Source organism: Streptomyces sp. NPDC058401 (genome assembly GCF_042722885.1).
GTDB lineage: Bacteria > Actinomycetota > Actinomycetes > Streptomycetales > Streptomycetaceae > Streptomyces.
In genome coordinates this window covers 45,495-61,190 of sequence record NZ_JBHXKA010000045.1, presented here as the reverse complement: position 1 = coordinate 61,190, position 15,696 = coordinate 45,495, and the positions used below count along the sequence as shown (strand labels likewise).

The following is a 15,696-nucleotide window of genomic DNA, read 5'->3' as shown; positions in this document are numbered from 1 at the left end:
TGGGGCGCCCCGTCCCGCGCCGCGCGCGCCTCCCCCCGCCCCCCCGCGCGCCCCCCGGGGGCGGGGGCCCCCGGGGGGCCCCCCCCCCCCCCCCCCGCGGCCCGGTCCGAAGTCCTCGTCCTGATGGTGCCGTTCGACAGCGTCCAGGGGCTGCTGCCGCAGGAGGCCGTACGGGACACCGTGCTGGTGGACGCCACCAATGCGTTCAACGGCCCGGGCGAGGCCCGGGACTTGGGCGGCCGGGGATCCAGCGAACTCGTCGCCGAATGGTATCCGGACACCCGGATCGTGAAATCCCTGAACACCATGCATTTCGAGACGCTCGCCGTCGCCGGCACCGCGCAGGGCCCGCGTCTGGCCCATTTCACGGCGGGCGACGACGGGAAAGCCAAGGAAATAGTCGCGGGAATCATCACGGATCTCGGATTCGCTCCCGTGGACACCGGCCCGCTGCACTCCGGAGGAATTCTCCAGCAGCCCGGCGGGCCCCTCTTCAACCGGCCGCTCACGGAAGCGCAGGCGCTGGCATGGACCTCTCACTGAACGTCAACGGAAGACCCGAGCAGTTCTCGGCGCAGCCGAACGAACTGCTCGTGGAACGGCTCCGCGACGGCCTCGGGCTGACCGGCACCAAGGTCGGCTGCGACACCGGCCAGTGCGGTACCTGCGTCGTCCGGCTCGACGGCCGCTCCGTCAAGAGCTGCCTGATCCTCACCGCGGCGGCCGCCGGCTCCGCGGTGACCACCATCGAGGGGGTCACCACCCCCGGCGGTGAACTGAACGGCCTCCAGGAAGCCCTGCGCGAGGAACACGGCACCCAGTGCGGCTTCTGCACCCCCGGCATGGTCATGGCCCTGGGTGAACTGGTCGACAGTACTGCCGGCCGCGAGGCGCCCACCGAGCCCGAGATCCGCGAATGGCTCACCGGCAACCTGTGCCGCTGCACCGGCTACCACAGCGTCGTACGAGGAGTGCAGCGCGCCTGCTCCGCGGCCCGCGCGCAGGTGCCCGTGGAGCAGGGCGCCGCGCAGCCGGCCACCGCCGCCGCGTCCGGACAGGAGGGGTGAGGGAGATGACCGCAGTCACGGGGGAGACCCCGCTCCAGGCGCCGGTCCAGGGCAACGGCCTGCTCGGGCAGCCGCTGGACAGCCGTGAGGATCCGCAGCTGCTGCGCGGCGAAGCCACGTACGTGGCCGACATCGACCTGCCCGGCACCGCCCACATGGCGATCCTCGGCAGCCCCGTCGCCCACGCGAAGGTCCTGTCCATCGACACCAAGGCCGCCGAGCAGCTGCCGGGCGTCCTGAAGGTGGCCACCGCGGCCGATTTCACCGACGTCATGCCGCTGCCCTGCATCTGGATACCCGGCGGGGTCGAGAGCCACTTCCCGCCCCACCCCTACGGACTTCCCGGCTCCCGCCCGGTGCTCTCCGGCGACACCGTGCGCCACGTCGGCGATCCCGTCGCCGTGGTCGTCGCCGAGACCCCGCGCCAGGCCGCCGCCGCGCTCGCCGCCATCTCCGTCGAGTACGAGCCGCTGCCCGTGGTGACCCGCGCCGACGAGGCCCTCGCCGAAGGCGCCCCCCAGCTCCACGAGGCCGTCCCCGGCAACCTGAACGCGTACTGGACCTGCGGCGACAAGGACCGCACCGACGCGGCCATCGCCGCGGCCGAGGTCACCGTCGAGCTCGACCTGGTCAACCAGCGCACCATCAACAGCCCCATCGAGCCGCGCGGCGCGGTCGGCGACTACAACCCCGTCACCGGCGAGTACACGCTGTACGCCACCACCCAGGGCCCGCACAACCACCGCTTCCTGCTCTCCGCGCTGGTCCTCGGCATCCCCTTCAACAAGCTCCGCGTCGTGGCCCCGACCGTCGGCGGCAGCTTCGGCACCAAGGGGTACCTGTACCCCGACATGCCGCTGGTCCTGCTGCTCTCCAAGGCGCTCGGCCGGCCCGTGAAGTGGGTCGACACCCGCACCGGGCTGATGAACTCCACCGTCCAGGGCCGCGACCACCGCCAGCACGTCACCCTGGCCGGCACCCGCGACGGCCGGATCACCGCCGTGCGCTGCACGAGCTACGCCAACCTGGGCGCCTACCCCTCCACCATCGGCCCCGGCGTGGCCACCGCCCTGATGGGCCGCTCCATCAGCGGCATGTACGACATCGACGCCGCCTTCTGCGAGGTCTACGCCGCCTTCACCAACACCGTCTCGCTCGGCGCCCAGCGCGGCAGCGGGCGCGCCGAGGCCGCGTTCCTGATGGAACGGCTCGTGGACCGCTACGCCTCCGAGATCGGCATGGACCCGGCGGCGGTGCGCCGCAGGAACCTGGTGCCGAAGGAGAAGTTCCCGTACGACAACGGCCTCGGCTGGACCTACGACTCGGGCGACTACCAGCTCAACTTCGACCGGGCGATCGAGCTCTCGGGCTACGCCGACATGCCGGCCCGCAAGACCGAGGCCCGCACCCGCGGCAAACGGCTCGGCGTCGGCATCGCCTCCTACGTGGCGATCTGCGGGGTCGGCCCCTCCACCCGGATGTCCAAGGAGGGCATGCTCGGCGGCACCTGGGAGAGCGCGAACATCCGCGTCCACCCGACCGGCGAGGTCACCGTCACCGTCGGCTCCGCCTCCACCGGCCAGAGCCACGGCACCGTCTTCGCGCAGGTCGCCGCCGACGAGCTCGGCATCGACCCGGCGACGGTCAACGTGTACGAGGGGGACACGCTCAAGGCCCCGTACGGCCAGGGCACTTACGGCTCGCGCTCCTACAGCATGGCCGCGCCGGCCATCGCCCTGACCGCCCGCAAGATCAAGAGCAAGCTGGTCAAGGCCGGAGCCGTCTTCCTCGGCGTGCCCGAGGACAAGGTCGTCTACGCCGACGGCAAGGTCTTCGAAGCGGGTCACGAGGACGACCCGGCGAAAACCAAGACCTTCGCCGAGCTGGCGATGGCCATGTGGTACGGCTGGGGGCTGCCGCCCGAGATCGAGCCGGCCCTCGACGAGACCACCCACTTCGACCCGCCGGACTTCAACTACCCCTTCGGGACGCACGTGGCGGTCGTCGAGATCGACGAACTGACCGGCGAGACCGAGGTGGTGGCCTACACCGCCGTCGACGACGCCGGCAACATCGGCAACCCGAAGATCGTTCTCGGCCAGATCGAGGGCAGTATCCTGCACGGCCTCGGCCAGGCCCTCATGGAGCACGCCGAGTACGACCCGGACGGGCAGCTCGTCAGCCGCGACCTCAACCACTACGCGCTGCCGCGCGCCATCGACGCCCCCTTCTTCACCCTCGACAAGACCACCACGCCCTCCCCGCACAACCCGCTGGGCGCCAAGGGCGCGGGGGAGATCGCCACCGTGCCGCCCGCCGCGGCCGTCGTCAACGCCGTCGTCGACGCCCTGTCCGACCTGGGCGTCCAGCACATCGACATGCCCGTCACCCCCGAGAAGGTCTGGCGCCGCCTGAGAGGGGAAGCCCAGTGATCCTCACCGAGTTCGACTACGTACGCCCCGTCGGCCTCGACGAGGCACTGACCCTGCTGGCCGGCCGGCCCGGCGCCCGGGTGCTCGCCGGCGGGCAGAGCCTGCTGCCCGGTCTGCGCAGCGGAGAGGACCGGGCCTCCCTGCTCGTCGACCTGCGCGGGCTCGAAGAGCTCCGGGGGATCGAGCGGACCCCCGAGGGGATCCGGATCGGGGCGCTGACCACCCTGGCCGAACTGGCCGCCGACCCGCTGATCCTGGCCGAGGCGCCGGAACTCGCCGCCGCGGCCCGCGCCAACGGCGACCCCCAGGTCCGCAACCTCGGCACGGCCGGCGGGAACCTCGCCGCCACCGGCCGGGCCACCGACCTGCCCGTCGCGGCCATCGCCGCCGGAGTCACGGCCGAACTGGCCGGCCCCGGCGGGGTGTCGACGCTCACCGCCGAGGAACTGGCCGCCTCCGGCGTCCCGGCGGGTACCGTCGTCACCGCCCTGCTCGTCCCCGCCGCCGGACGCTCCGGCGCCTTCGAGAAGACCGCCGACCGGGCGACCCGCTACCCGGTCTGCGCCGTCGCCGCACGCATCACCCCCGACGGGCCGCGCATCGCGGTCACCGGGGCCACCGCCCGCCCGCTGCGGCTGCGCGGGGTCGAGGAACGCATCGGCGGGGGCCCGTACACCACGGAGAACGTGCTCGCGGCCTTCCGCGCCGAGCCCAGGGAGCTGTTCGTCCCGGGGCGCGGCACCTCGGCCGAGTACCTCGGCCACCTCGCGGGCGTACTCACCGCCCGCGCGCTCACGAGGGCCGTGCAGGCACCCGCCTGACCGCCCACAACGGGGGAGTTGAAGCAGTGGAACCGTTGCCCACGACAGCACGGACCGCGCCGTCCGCGACCACCACGGGGGTCCCCTTGCGTCCAGCCGCCGGCGCCGCAGACGCAACCGGAAACTCCGGTTTCTGGGTGGTGGGCGCGGTCCTCGTCCTGCTGATGCTCTCCTCCTCCGTCCCCTCCGCCCTCTACGTGCTCTACCAGCAGGAGTGGGGCCTGTCCTCCGGCATGATCACGGTGGTCTTCGCCCTGTACGCCGTCACCGTGCTCGCCGGACTCCTGCTGTTCGGCTCGCTGTCCGACACCCTCGGCCGGCGGCCCGTACTCGCCGCCGGGCTGGTCCTCGCGATCGTCTCCATGGGGCTGTTCGCCTCGGCCCAGGGGCTCGGCCTGCTCCTCGCCGCCCGCGCCGTGCAGGGGCTCGCGGTGGGCCTGGCCACCGGGGCCATGGGCGCCGCCCTGCTGGAACTCAGCCCAGGCTCCCGGCCCGCGCTCGGCGCCCAGGTCAACAGCGCCGGGCCGACCGTGGGCATCGGCCTCGGCGGCCTCGGGGCGGGGCTGCTGGTGCAGTACGCGCCCGCCCCGACCGTCCTGACCTACCTCCTGCTGGTCGCGGCCTTCGCCGGCTGCCTGGTCGGCGTGGCCCGGATGGCGGAGAGCGCCCCGGGGCGGGCGGCCGGCGGCGGGCCGGGGGCGGGGGCAGCCGGTGGCAGCCGGTTCAAGATCACCCCGCACCGGATCCACATCCCCGCCGCCGCGCGCGGCCGCTTCGCCGTGCTGATCCTGACCATCGTCGCCGTCTGGTCGGTCGGCGGCTTCTACCTCTCGCTCGGCCCGCACCTGGCCCTCTCCCTCATCCAGAGCACCAACTACCTCGTCGGCGGAGCCACCGTGGCCCTCCTCGCCGGAGCCGCCACCGCCGCGCAGCTCCTGCTCGGCCGCACCGAGGCGCTGCGCACCGCCGTCCTCGGACTGCTCGGACTGCTCGGCGGGCTGGCCCTGGTGCTCCTCGCGCTCGGACTCGGCTCGGCCCCCGTGTTCCTGGTGGCCACCGCCGTGCTCGGAGCCGGCTGGGGCGCCGCCTTCCTCGGCTCCTTCCGCGCCCTGAGCGCCCTGGCCGAGCCCGCACACCGGGGCGAACTGACCGCCGCCGTCTACGTGTTCGCGTACCTCGCGATGAGCGTGCCGGCGGTGCTGGCCGGACTGCTCACCAACATCCACGGACTGCACCGCACCTCGGTCGGCTTCATGGCCAGCGTCGCCGCGGTGTGCGTGCTGGCCCTGCTCGCCACCCTGCGGCTGGCCGCCCGCAACCGCACGGAACGGAGCACCGGATGAGCGGGGCCCCGGACACCGCCGCGCTGCGCACCGCCCTGCGCGGGCTGGAGATCTTCGAGGGCCTCACCGGGGAACAGCTGGACTGGCTGGTCTCGGTCTCCGAGCCCCGGGTGCTCGCCGACGGCGAGGTCCTCTTCCGGGACGGGGAGGAGGCCACCGGCTTCCACGTCCTGCTCTCCGGGGGTCTGGTGGTGACCAAGGTCGTCGACGGCCGCGAGGAGGTCCTGACCCGGCACTCCACCGAGGAGGAGAGCGCGGCAGCCGAGGAGCACGACGGCAAACCCTCCGCCGCACACCGGTTCACCGGCGAACTGCCGCTGCTGACGGACGGGGCGTACGTGGCCACGGCCGCGGCGAGCGGCCCGGCCACCACCGTGGTGGCGTACGCGAAGCCGGTCTTCTTCGAGATGCTGACCCGCTGCCACGGGGTGGCCGCCGTACTGATCCCCGTACTGGCCTGGCGCATCAAGTCCTCCGAGGTCCAGGCCCGCAAACGGGCCACCGTCGAAGCGCTGGGCACCCTGGCGGCCGGCCTCGCGCACGAGCTGAACAATCCCGCCGCCGCCGTGGCCCGGGCCGCGCAGGAACTGGCCCCCGCCCTGGACCAGCTCACGCGCACCGCCCAGGCCTGGGGCGCGGCCGCCACGGACGCCGAGCGCTCGGTGTTCGACCAGCTCGCCGAGGAGCTGGACAAGGCGGCGCCGCCGGTGGTCACCGATCCGCTGGCCCAGGCGGACGCGGAGGAGGAGATCGCCGACTGGGCCGAGGAAGCGGGTGCGGAGCGGGCGGGGCTGCTCGGCTCGGGGGTCTCCGACCTCGGACTGGACCTGGGCGGGCTGCTGGAGCGCCTGGAGGGGATCGGCGAGCCGGCCCTGCCCGCGGCCCTGGACCATCTGGCGGCCCTCCTGGAGATCCGCTCGCTCGCCGCGGAGCTGCGGGCGGCCGGTCCGCGGATCTCCCAACTCGTTTCGGCGACCCGGGATTACGCCAATCTCGACCGGGCTCCCGAGCAGCGCTTCGCGGTGACCGACGGACTGGAGAACACCCTGGTCGTGCTGCGTTCCAAGCTCGGGGGGATCGGGATCGTGCGCGCGTACGACCCGGACCTGCCCGAACTGACGGGCTATCCGAGCGAGCTGAACCAGGTGTGGACCAACCTGGTCGACAATGCCGCGGCCGCCATGGAAGGGGCCGGCACCCTCACCCTGCGCGCCCGGGTCGAAGGCGTCTGCATGGTGGTGGAGATCGCCGACACCGGCTCGGGCATCCCGGAGGAATCCCTGCCGAGGATCTTCGAACCCTTCTACACGACCAAGGACGTGGGGAAGGGCACGGGCCTCGGCCTGCACCTCAGCTACCGCATCGTGACCCAGCGCCACCACGGCTCGATCACGGCCCGCTCGCGTCCGGGGGAGACCCGGATGACCGTCCGGCTGCCGCTGTCCGGGACCGATCCGTCCTGCGCCGTGCCGGCCGTACCCATGGTTCCCACCGCTCCGACCCCATCGAAGAGCTGAAACCGAAGAGCCGAAACCGAAGAGCTGAAACCGAAGAGTTGAAAGGGAGTCGACATGCCCAAGTACGACATCTCCACGCTGCACCCGGTGTTCGTCCGGCAGATGGACGCGCTCGCCGCCCTGGACATCGAGGCGGTCATGAAGAACTACACCGACGACGCGGTGCTGTTGCGCTTCGAGGGCGTCTCCGTCGGCATCGACGCGGTGCGCGAGACCTTCACCGGGTACCTGACGGTGAAGCCCACCCTGGTGGAGCTTCAGGAGTACGTCGAGACCGACGACACGATCTTCTACCGGGCGATCATGAACCTGAACGGGGAACCGGAGCACGCGTTCGGGACGCTCGTGGTCCGCGATGGCCGGATCTGGCGCCAGACCGCGGGATTCGGCGGCTGATTGCGGAAATCTGGGTAGCGTGTGCGGGGAGGGTGGGGATCTGCACCCTCCCCGTATGTGCGACAGCCGTAGATATATGCAAGAAGCGTGAAGGGGAGGTCATGGAATCGGAAACCGGCCGGGTCGAGGCATTCAGTGACGGCGTATTCGCGGTCATCATCACCATCCTTGTCCTGGAATTGAAAGTTCCGGAAGAAACCGGATCCGACTTCTGGCACGGAGTCCGCGAGCAGTGGCCGCACTACGCCGCCTATGTGGTGAGTTTCCTCATCATCGGCGTGATGTGGGTGAACCACCACACCATCTTCAGTCACATCAAACGGGTCGACCGCCCCTTGCTGTTCCTGAACCTCCTGGTGCTGATGGTCGTGTCGGTGGTCCCCTACACGACCAATGTGCTCGCCGAACACCTCATGGAGGAAGGCGGATCGGCCAACGCGGCGGCCGTCCTCTACAGCCTGCTCACCGTGGCCTACGCCCTGGCCTTCCTGGCCTTCTGGTGGTACGTCACCCGGGTCGGACACCTCTTCCACGACCAGGTGGACAAGGAGGGCGCCCGAGCCACCAGGGTCCGCTTCGGTCTGGGTGCCATCGCCTACCCATTGACCGTCGTCCTGGCCTTCGTCTCCGCTCCGCTCACTCTCGTCGCCCACTTCCTGATCGCGCTCTACTATGCGGCGAACCAGATCCCCATCCCCCTCGTGGTAGAGGAAGAGCGGCTCGAAACTGCCAGCGACCTCAGGAAGTAGCCGCAGGGACCTACGGCCGTTCTCCGCGGTCAAGTAGGGTAATGGATCTAGCTGGTCGCGGGGGAGGCCCAGATGGCTCGCGTAAGCCTGCCGGAGGAATCCACGAAGGAAATCTCCGAATTGATCGACGTACTGATCTCGCTCTTCTTCGAGTCCTTACCCCGGCGGGACCAGCGAAACTGGGCCCGCGTTTACCTGAACGGCCTGGTGCGGACCAACGGCAAGAAAACAATTCGTAACATTGCCGGAACCGGGGCCAGTTCCGTCGAGCAGAGCCTCCAGCAGTTCATCAGCAAGTCCCCCTGGGACTGGACCCCCGTCCGCCGCTCCCTCGCCCAGCACCTCGAACGCACCGCGCAGCGCCCGCTGGCCTGGGTGGTGCAGCCCATGGTCATCGAGAAGGCCGGCGACCGATCGGTGGGCGTGGGGCGGCAGTTCGTCCCGCAGCTGGGCCGCACCGCCAACTGTCAGCAGGCCAGCGGAATCTGGCTCACCTCCAGCGATGCCGGCTTCCCCGTCGAATGGACCCTCACCCTCCCCGGGCCCTGGACGGCGGAACTCCTGCGGCGCCGACGGGCCGGGATCCCCGACACGGCCCGCTCGCTCACCCCCGCCCAGGACGCGGTACACGCGGTCCAGCGGATGGCCGCCACCTGGCAACTCCAGCGCAGGCCCGTGGTGATGGAAGTCTCCAACAGCGAACTGCCCCAGTGCATCGAATCGTTCGCCATGCAGGACATCCCCTTCGTATTCAAAGTGGACGGCACCCTGCCCGTCTCCTTCGGCGGGGCCGGCCGGCACAAACCCGGCCCGCACACCGCGCCGGCCCGCGAGCTCATCGACTCCCTGCGCTCCCAGCGGCGCGTCGTCGAATGGACCCGGCACGGCCGCGCCGAAGGAGCGGTCACCCTGCTCACCTCGGCCGCCATCTTCGCCACCCCCGGCGAGGACCGCCTCGTACCGGCCCCGCCCACCCCGCTGCTGCTCGTCGGGGCCTGGACCGAGGCGGCCATGCTGCCCTCGGAGTTCTGGATCACCAACATAGGAGACCGGCCGCTCGCGCAGCTGTTCCTCCTCGCCAAACTCACCGACCGGGTCGCGCTCGACTTCACCGAGGTCTGCGAACCCGCCGGGATCCGCGATTTCGAGGGCCGCTCCTTCCGCGGCTGGCACCACCACGCCACCCTCGCCAGCGTCGCCCACGCCGCGATGCTGCTCGGCGCCCGCGGACGGGGCCCGAACGCGTCGCTGCCCGAGCCGTACCCCGGCCAGGCCCGCACCGCCCCCGCCCGTGCGGTCGCCGCCGCACACGCCGCCGGACCCACCGTCCTGCCTCCCAGACCGGTCATCCCCGGGCAGAGCCCGCGCCGCGAGTACATCCGCTGATGCTCGACATCGCCGAAGAGCTACGCGCGTGGTGCGCCGCCGGCCAGGACTTCGCGGTGGCCACGGTGGTCGCCGTCAGCGGCAGCGCCCCGCGCGGTCCGGGGGCCTCGCTGGCCGTCGACACCGGGGGCACCGCGCTCGGCTCCCTCTCCGGGGGCTGCGTGGAATCCGCGGTGCACGAGCTGTGCCTGGAGGCGATCACGTCCGGGCAGAGCAGCGTGCACCGCTTCGGATACAGCGACGACGACGCCTTCGCGGTAGGGCTGACCTGCGGGGGAGTCCTCGACGTCCTGATCACCCCGGTGCGCTCGCAGGACCCCGTGCGGCCCGTCATCGCAGCCGTGCTCGACGCGGCCTGCGGCGGCGCCCGCTCCGCGCTGGGCCGGGTCGTCCGCGGGGCGCCGGAGCAGCTGGGCCGGGCCATCGCCGTGCACGCCGACGGCTCCTACGAGGGCCGCCTCGGCGGGGGCGCCGAACTGGACCGGGCCGCCGCCGAGCGGGTCCGGGGCTGGCTCGCGGCCGGCCGCACCGGCACCGCCGAGCTGGGCACGGCGGGCGGGCTCTGCGGGCAGCCGCTGACCCTGCTCGTCGAATCGGCCGCCGAACCGCCCCGGCTGCTGGTCTACGGGGCCATCGACTTCGCCGCCGCCCTCACCCGGATCGGCGCCTTCCTGGGCTACCGGGTCACGGTGTGCGACGCCCGGCCCGTCTTCGTCACGGCCGCCCGGTTCCCCGACGCCGACGAGGTGGTCGTGGACTGGCCGCACCGGCACCTGGCCGCGGAATGGGAGGGGGGCCGCCTGGATTCCCGTACGGCGGTCTGCGTCCTGACCCACGACGCCAAGTTCGACGTCCCGCTCCTGAGCCTCGCCCTGCGGCTGCCCCTCGCGTACGTGGGAGCCATGGGCTCGCGCCGCACCCACGAGGAGCGGTCCCGGCGGCTGCGGGCCCAGGGAGTGCCGCCGGCCGCGCTGGCCCGGCTGCGCTCACCGATCGGCCTGGACCTCGGCGGGGCGACCCCCGAGGAGACCGCGCTCGCCATCGCCGCCGAGTTCACGGCCGTACGGTACGAGGGAACGATTCTCCCGCTGGCCTGGAGCCAGGGCGCCGTCCACGGCCGGGCGACGGACCCGCCGGCGCCCGCCCCGCGGGCCAAGGTCCCGTAGAAGATCCCGCAGAAGGTCCCGTAGGAACCGACCATCCGGCCCCAAATGTCCTGGACGATCGGCCGGGGCGGTGTGAACTCCAGGTCGTGTGAGAATGAAGTACGTGCGTTCCTCGACTGCCCTGTCGGGGTCACCTCCGAACGACTGGGATGTTCAGCACGTGCGTTTTCTCAATGACCTGAAGCCGCCGTACGACCTGACGTACGACGATGTGTTCATGGTGCCGAGCCGCTCCGCGGTGGGTTCCCGCCAGGGCGTCGACCTTTCCGCGCCCGACGGCACCGGCACCACCATTCCGCTGGTCGTGGCCAACATGACCGCCATCGCCGGCCGCCGGATGGCCGAGACGGTCGCCCGCCGCGGCGGCATCGTCGTCATCCCGCAGGACATCCCGATCGACGTCGTCACCGACGTGATCTCCTGGGTGAAGACCCGCCACCTCGTGCTCGACACCCCGATCACGCTGGCCCCCACCCAGACCGTCGCCGACGCGCTGTCCCTGCTGCCCAAGCGCGCACACGGCGCCGGCGTCGTCGTCGACGCGGACGGCCGCCCGGTGGGCGTCGTCACCGACCACGACCTGACCGGTGTGGACCGCTTCACCCAGCTCTCCGAGGTCATGTCCAAGGAGCTCCTGCTCCTCGACGCCGACATCGACCCCCGCGAGGCCTTCACCAAGCTCGACTCCGGCCACCGCAAGCTGGCCCCCGCCGTCGACAAGGACGGCAAGCTCGTCGGCATCCTCACCCGCAAGGCCGCGCTGCGCGCGACCCTGTACACCCCGGCGACCGACGCCAACGGCAAGCTGCGCATCGCCGCCGCCGTCGGCATCAACGGCGACTTCGTGGCCAAGGCCAAGCAGCTGCTCGACGCGGGCGTGGACACGCTCGTCATCGACACCGCGCACGGCCACCAGGAATCGATGATCAGCGCGATCAAGGCCGTCCGCGCCCTCGACCCGCAGGTCCCGATCGTGGCCGGCAACATCGTCGCCGCCGAGGGCGTCAAGGACCTGATCGACGCCGGCGCCGACATCATCAAGGTCGGTGTGGGCCCCGGCGCCATGTGCACCACCCGCATGATGACCGGCGTGGGCCGCCCGCAGTTCTCCGCGGTGCTGGAATGCGCCGCCGAGGCGAAGAAGCACGGCAAGCACGTCTGGGCCGACGGCGGCGTCCGTCACCCGCGCGACGTGGCGATGGCGCTGGCCGCCGGCGCCTCGAACGTCATGATCGGCTCCTGGTTCGCCGGTACGTACGAGTCCCCGGGCGACCTCCAGCAGTCGGCCGACGGCCGCCTGTACAAGGAGTCCTTCGGCATGGCCTCCGCCCGCGCGGTCCAGAACCGCACCTCGGAGGAGTCCTCCTACGACCGCGCCCGCAAGGGCCTCTTCGAGGAGGGCATCTCCACCTCGCGGATGTTCCTGGACCCGGCCCGCCCGGGCGTCGAGGACCTGATCGACTCGATCATCGCGGGCGTCCGCTCCTCCTGCACCTACGCCGGTGCGGCCTCCCTCGCGGAGTTCGAGGAGAAGGCCGTCGTCGGCATCCAGTCCGCGTCGGGCTACGCCGAGGGCAAGCCGCTGCACGCCAGCTGGAGCTAGTCCCCTTCACCACCACTGCGCCGGGGTCCCCATGGGCCCCGGCGCAGTGCTGTCCGCCGCCCGTCCGAGTGCCGCCCCTCCGAGTGCCGCCCGTCCGTGTGCGGCCCGTACGAGTGCTGCGCTAGCGCCCCGGCCCAGACTGTCGACCGCCGACGACGCGTCGCGCTGCCCCAGGCCGTGGAAAGGTGGAGACAGGTGGACACATTCAGCCGAGACTTCGGGCGGACCTCCGTCGTTCCTCCCGGGGCGGTGGTGCGGGAGGACGAGGGCGAGACCGTGGCGCGGGCGATGCGCGAGGCGGCCGAGGCGGGCCGGGACATGACCGTGCGCGGAGCCGGCCGCTCGACCAACGGCCAGACGCTTTCCCCCGGGGTGGTCATCGACAACTACCGGCCCGACGCCACGCCGCGGTTCGTCGGCAACGGGCACCTCGTAGAGGCCCCGAGCGGGATCACCTGGCTCGAACTGGAGAAATGGCTGAACCGGCACGGCCGCTCCAATCCCGTCCTCCCCAGCTACCTCGACATCACGGTGGGCGGAAACCTCTCCATCGGCGGATTCGGCCTCGCGTCCTGCCGTTCCGGCATCCAGAGCGACCAGGTGCACGAGATCGAGCTCGTCGACGGGACGGGCCGCTCGCGCCGGTGCTCCGACCGCGAGAACCCCGAACTGTTCCGCTACGCCCTCGGCGGCCTGGGCCAGGTGGGGTTCATCAAGAAGGTGATCCTCAAGACGGTTCCGTACCGGCCCGTCACCCGTGCGGCCAGGATCGAGCACACCGGACTGGCCGACCTCACGGAGTTCATGAGGAACGGCGTGCAGGAGCCGTGGGTGTCGAGCTTCTTCGGCATGTACGACCGGGCCGCCTGGTACTCGCACGTGTCGCTCACCGACGACGCACCCGCGCCCGCGGACCCGGCGCAGGAGTTCCAGGTCCCGGACTACATGCTCTTCAGCCACGGCGAGACCGCGAAGCACCTCGACCACCTGCTCGAAGGGGACTCCCACGCGAACATGTGGGTGGACCACATCTTCGACGAGGAGGGCTTCGGGCTCTTCACCAAGAAGGTGGAGGGCCTGCTCGACGAGTATCCGCTCTCCGAAACCCTGGTCGCCCTGTACTTCCTGGTGATCCGGCGCCCCCAAGGGGCCACGCCCTTCGTCCTGGCGCCCGTGGTCGACGCCCCCGTCCAGTACCTGATCGGCATCTTCACGGCCGCCGGGACCGATGACGACCGCGGGATCTCCGAGACCAGGCGCGTCCTGCGGGAACTGCTCGAAGCCTGCGCGGAGGCGGGCGGCCGCCCGTACCTCTACGGCACCCACGACTTCGACACGGACCTGCTGGAGCGCATCTACGGAGCCCCGGCCCTCCAGCGCCTGCGGGAACTGCGCGAGGAGCACGCGCTGACCCACTTCGCCCGCCGCGCCTTCGGCGACGTACGGCCGTAGGACCTCGCCGTCCCCGCCGCTCCCGCTGTCCCCGCCGCTCCCGCCCGTGGACCGACGGGCGGGGGCAGGGGTCCGGTGCCACGCTGGTCGTACTCGATCCGCGAAAGGCACTCGTCATGATCACCACTGACTTCGTCCCCGGCTCCCCCTGCTGGCTCGACCTCGGCGTACCCGACGTCCCCGCGGCCTCGGCCTTCTACGGAGCCGTCCTCGGGTGGGACTACGAGTCCATGGGCGAGGGGGAGGACATGGAAGGCGGCATGTTCCGGAAGGACGGGAAGATCGTCGCCGGGCTGGGCAAGCTCACCGAGGAGGGCGCCCGCCCGGCCTGGATGATCTACTACAGCGTCCCCGACGCCGAGGCCGCGACCCGGGCCGTCGAAAGCGCCGGCGGCACCGTCCGGGTGGCGCCGAGGCAGCTCGACGCCTGGGGCACGATGGCGCAGTACAGCGACCCGCTGGGGGGCCAGTTCGCCGTCTGGCAGCCCGGGGACAACAAGGGCGTCGACCTCGTGGACCAGCCGGGATCCCTGTCCTGGACCGAGCTGTACACGAGCGACGCCACGGCCGCCCGGGAGTTCTACGGGACCGTCTTCGGCTGGCAGTTCAGCGATATGCAGATGCCGGGAGGCGGGGGCACGTACACCCTGATCACCCCCGCCGGGCAGCCCGAGGGCAGCATGCAGGGCGGCCTCATGGAACTCTCCGCCGAGGACCTCGCCGTGGCGGGCGGACGGCCGTACTGGCACCCGGTCTTCCACGTCACCGACTGCGACGCGGCCGTCGCCGAGGTCACCGCGCGCGGCGGCAGCGTGCAGATGGGACCCGCGGACGCCGAGGGCGTCGGCCGCCTCGCCGTCTGCCTCGACCCGTCGAACGCCGACTTCGTGGTGCTGACCCCGTCCCAGGGCTGAGCTCCCGGCCCTTATTCTCCGCGGCCCCGCCCGCCGTCCTGCCGGACGGTGGGCGGGGCCGTTCGCGTACCGCCCTGCCCGACGTCGCCGTTCGCGTACCGCCGCGCCCGCCGTCGCGCCCCGCGGGCGACCGTTCACCGACGGGGGACGACCGGTGGGCGCAGGGTGCGCAGGGATACGTCAGACGGCGGATAACTCCGCGCGCGCGATCCGGCACGCTCGGTGCACACCGAGCCGCACACCGAGCCGCACCCCCACCCGGAAGGGGCAGCCCATGTCGCCCATGTTCGCGACCGCCGGCACCGTCACGGTCAGCCGCCGCCGCACCGACTCCCACGCCCTCGCCCGGCTGGAGCGGGAACACGGCAAGGCGCTCCACGGATTCCTCCTCGGCCTCACCTTCGGTGACCGCCACCGGGCCGAGGACCTCGTCCAGGAGACCCTGTTCCGAGCCTGGAAGCACCCCGAAGCCCTGGAGAGCGGCGCCCACTCCTCCATGCGGCCCTGGCTCTACACCGTCGCCCGCCGCGTGGCCATCGACGCCCGCCGGGCCCGCCTGTCGCGCCCGGCCGAGGTCGGGCCCGACGGGCTGGAGCAGTCGCCCGCCGACGAGGACCGCACCGAGCGGTCCGTCGCCGTCCTCGACGTCCGCGAGGCCCTGCGATTACTCAGCCCCGATCACCGGGCCGTGCTCCTGCTCATCTACTTCCGCGGAGCCAGCGTCTGCGAGGCCGCCGAAGCGCTCGGGATACCCGCCGGCACGGTCAAATCCCGTACCTACTACGCCCTGCGGGCCCTGCGCGCCCTCCTGCCCGGCTACGATGACGGCCACTTCGGCCCGTGAACGGAC

At 71.9% G+C, this 15,696-nt stretch carries 14 protein-coding genes; all 14 read left to right on the top strand.

Annotation, left to right across the window (positions count from 1 at the left end; all coding sequences use genetic code 11):
- The first annotated feature begins 123 nt into the window (after window positions 1-123).
- Entirely contained in the window at window positions 124-543 is a 420-nt protein-coding gene (locus tag ACFWNV_RS18730; protein WP_383947855.1) for an NADPH-dependent F420 reductase, read from the top strand.
- Window positions 528-1,067, top strand: a complete 540-nt coding sequence (locus ACFWNV_RS18725; protein WP_383947853.1) for a (2Fe-2S)-binding protein — start codon at window positions 528-530, stop codon at window positions 1,065-1,067. Before ACFWNV_RS18730 ends, ACFWNV_RS18725 begins: the two co-directional genes overlap by 16 nt.
- Before the next feature lie 5 nt (window positions 1,068-1,072).
- Window positions 1,073-3,499, top strand: coding sequence for a xanthine dehydrogenase family protein molybdopterin-binding subunit (locus tag ACFWNV_RS18720; RefSeq protein ID WP_383947850.1), 2,427 nt, complete (start codon window positions 1,073-1,075; stop codon window positions 3,497-3,499).
- Complete coding sequence (locus tag ACFWNV_RS18715; RefSeq protein ID WP_383947848.1) at window positions 3,496-4,320, top strand: FAD binding domain-containing protein; 825 nt, start codon at window positions 3,496-3,498, stop codon at window positions 4,318-4,320. The genes ACFWNV_RS18720 and ACFWNV_RS18715 overlap by 4 nt, the downstream gene beginning before the upstream one ends.
- Before the next feature lie 86 nt (window positions 4,321-4,406).
- Complete coding sequence (locus ACFWNV_RS18710) at window positions 4,407-5,663, top strand: MFS transporter (protein WP_383947845.1); 1,257 nt, start codon at window positions 4,407-4,409, stop codon at window positions 5,661-5,663.
- A complete protein-coding gene (locus tag ACFWNV_RS18705) occupies window positions 5,660-7,180 on the top strand; it encodes an ATP-binding protein (RefSeq protein WP_383947842.1) in 1,521 nt (506 codons plus the stop codon). The genes ACFWNV_RS18710 and ACFWNV_RS18705 overlap by 4 nt, the downstream gene beginning before the upstream one ends.
- Before the next feature lie 54 nt (window positions 7,181-7,234).
- Window positions 7,235-7,576, top strand: a complete 342-nt coding sequence (locus ACFWNV_RS18700) for a nuclear transport factor 2 family protein (RefSeq protein WP_243334431.1) — start codon at window positions 7,235-7,237, stop codon at window positions 7,574-7,576.
- A 101-nt stretch (window positions 7,577-7,677) separates the two neighbouring features.
- Window positions 7,678-8,325 carry a TMEM175 family protein gene (locus ACFWNV_RS18695; RefSeq protein ID WP_383947839.1) on the top strand — a complete coding sequence of 216 codons (648 nt, stop codon included), beginning with the start codon at window positions 7,678-7,680 and terminating at the stop codon, window positions 8,323-8,325.
- Window positions 8,326-8,397: 72 nt separating this feature from the next.
- On the top strand, window positions 8,398-9,711 hold the full coding sequence (locus ACFWNV_RS18690) for an IS701 family transposase (RefSeq protein WP_383947836.1): 1,314 nt from the start codon (window positions 8,398-8,400) through the stop codon (window positions 9,709-9,711).
- Window positions 9,711-10,877 (top strand): XdhC family protein, encoded by a 1,167-nt coding sequence (locus ACFWNV_RS18685; RefSeq protein ID WP_383947834.1) that lies wholly within the window; start codon window positions 9,711-9,713, stop codon window positions 10,875-10,877. Before ACFWNV_RS18690 ends, ACFWNV_RS18685 begins: the two co-directional genes overlap by 1 nt.
- Window positions 10,878-11,037: 160 nt before the next feature.
- Window positions 11,038-12,480 (top strand): GuaB1 family IMP dehydrogenase-related protein, encoded by a 1,443-nt coding sequence (locus ACFWNV_RS18680; protein WP_383947831.1) that lies wholly within the window; start codon window positions 11,038-11,040, stop codon window positions 12,478-12,480.
- Window positions 12,481-12,675: 195 nt separating this feature from the next.
- The gene (locus ACFWNV_RS18675) at window positions 12,676-13,932 is read left to right on the top strand and encodes an FAD-binding protein (protein ID WP_383947828.1); all 1,257 of its coding nucleotides are present in this window, start codon (window positions 12,676-12,678) and stop codon (window positions 13,930-13,932) included.
- Window positions 13,933-14,048: 116 nt separating this feature from the next.
- Window positions 14,049-14,846, top strand: a complete 798-nt coding sequence (locus ACFWNV_RS18670) for a VOC family protein (protein ID WP_383947826.1) — start codon at window positions 14,049-14,051, stop codon at window positions 14,844-14,846.
- Between the two features lie 274 nt (window positions 14,847-15,120).
- Window positions 15,121-15,690: a sigma-70 family RNA polymerase sigma factor gene (locus ACFWNV_RS18665; protein WP_383947823.1), complete on the top strand. Its 570-nt coding sequence runs from the start codon at window positions 15,121-15,123 to the stop codon at window positions 15,688-15,690.
- The last annotated feature ends 6 nt before the right edge of the window (window positions 15,691-15,696 follow it).